Source organism: Pseudonocardia sp. Ae505_Ps2 (assembly GCF_001932425.1).
GTDB lineage: Bacteria > Actinomycetota > Actinomycetes > Mycobacteriales > Pseudonocardiaceae > Pseudonocardia.
The window spans coordinates 3,033,329-3,034,821 of record NZ_MCIP01000001.1 but is presented as its reverse complement, the minus strand read 5'-3'; the positions used below and the strand labels follow the sequence as shown (position 1 = coordinate 3,034,821).

Sequence of the window (1,493 nt, the reverse complement as noted above, 5' to 3'; positions counted from 1 at the left end):
CCCGCCGGGCGCACTGTGGGCAGCGCTGTCGTGCCCTGGCAGCCTACGGAGAGCCGACCGGAACAGAACCCAGAAAACAGGAAACGCCCCGGACAATGAAGTCCGGGGCGTTTCCTGATCATGTTGAATGTCGGCGGCGACCTACTCTCCCACACCCTGGCGAGTGCAGTACCATCGGCGCTGGAAGGCTTAGCTACCGGGTTCGGAATGGGACCGGGCGTTCCCCTACCGCAATGACCACCGACAACACTATTCAACAAACCCCCACACAAACATGGGGGGACCTACGAACACACAACCCGCACAGGGTTGTGGGCTCAGGGTCACACAGTGGATGCGAACAACTCGTTGTGGCAAGCCCTCGGCCTATTAGTACCGGTCAACTCCACCCCTCACAGGGCTTCCATCTCCGGCCTATCAACCCAGTCATCTCCTGGGAGCCTTACCCACTCAAAGGTGGTGGGAGACCTCATCTTGGAACAGGCTTCCCGCTTAGATGCCTTCAGCGGTTATCCCTCCCGAACATAGCCAACCAGCCGTGCCCCTGGCGGGACAACTGGCACACCAGAGGTTCGTCCGTCCCGGTCCTCTCGTACTAGGGACAGCCTTCCTCAAGTCTCCAACGCGCGCGGCGGATAGGGACCGAACTGTCTCACGACGTTCTAAACCCAGCTCGCGTACCGCTTTAATGGGCGAACAGCCCAACCCTTGGGACCTACTCCAGCCCCAGGATGCGACGAGCCGACATCGAGGTGCCAAACCATGCCGTCGATATGGACTCTTGGGCAAGATCAGCCTGTTATCCCCGGGGTACCTTTTATCCGTTGAGCGACACCCCTTCCACAAGGTGGTGCCGGATCACTAGTCCCGACTTTCGTCCCTGCTCGACCCGTCAGTCTCACAGTCAAGCTCCCTTGTGCACTTACACTCAACACCTGATTGCCAACCAGGCTGAGGGAACCTTTGGGCGCCTCCGTTACTCTTTGGGAGGCAACCGCCCCAGTTAAACTACCCACCAGGCACTGTCCCTGAACCAGATCATGGCCCGAGGTTAAGACACCCAATTCGACCAGAGTGGTATTTCAACAACGACTCCACCACCACTGGCGTGATAGCTTCACAGTCTCCCACCTATCCTACACAAGCCGAACCGAGCACCAATACCAAGCTATAGTAAAGGTCCCGGGGTCTTTCCGTCCTGCCGCGCGTAACGAGCATCTTTACTCGTAGTGCAATTTCGCCGAGTCTGTGGTCGAGACAGCGCCCAAGTCGTTACGCCATTCGTGCAGGTCGGAACTTACCCGACAAGGAATTTCGCTACCTTAGGATGGTTATAGTTACCACCGCCGTTTACTGGCGCTTAAATTCTCCGCTTCGCCCCACAAGGGGACTAACAGGTCCTCTTAACGTTCCAGCACCGGGCAGGCGTCAGTCCGTATACATCGTCTTGCGACTTCGCACGGACCTGTGTTTTTAGTAAACAGTCGCTTGGG

At 57.7% G+C, this 1,493-nt stretch carries 1 rRNA gene and 2 other annotated features; the gene reads right to left on the bottom strand.

Annotated elements, in window-relative coordinates:
* Window positions 1–128: 128 nt before the first annotated feature.
* Window positions 129–245, bottom strand: a 5S ribosomal RNA gene (rrf, locus tag Ae505Ps2_RS14550).
* Window positions 246–361: 116 nt separating this feature from the next.
* Window positions 362–1,231, bottom strand: a sequence feature (23S ribosomal RNA rRNA prediction is too short).
* 32 nt (window positions 1,232–1,263) lie between these two features.
* Window positions 1,264–1,493: a sequence feature (23S ribosomal RNA rRNA prediction is too short), on the bottom strand.